1 pseudogene is annotated in these 229 nt (G+C 64.6%); it reads right to left on the bottom strand.

Features of this window, described 5'->3' with window-relative positions:
- Positions 1–99: pseudogene (locus DVH02_RS36570) on the bottom strand (ABC transporter ATP-binding protein); the annotation flags it as partial.
- Between the last annotated feature and the right edge of the window lie 130 nt (positions 100–229).

Genomic DNA, 229 nt, shown 5'->3' with positions numbered 1-229 from the left:
CCCGGACCCGTACGCCTTCACCACCTGGCGCGCTCGTGCCGCGACGGCCGTAGCCCCTCCAGTACCCCCGTGCCTGGGAATGGTCACAGCCGTTGTCACGGTATGTCTCCTATATCGCTTGTCGCACCGGATGAACAGGCGGTGCGACAAGCGATATAGGAGACATACCGTGACAACGGCTGTGACCATTCCCAGGCACGGGGGTACTGGAGGGGCTACGGCCGTCGCG

It is taken from the genome of Streptomyces corynorhini (assembly GCF_003346515.1).
Classification (GTDB): domain Bacteria; phylum Actinomycetota; class Actinomycetes; order Streptomycetales; family Streptomycetaceae; genus Streptomyces; species Streptomyces corynorhini.
The sequence above is the reverse complement of the archived record's forward strand: the minus strand, read 5'-3'. Positions and strand labels throughout refer to the sequence as shown.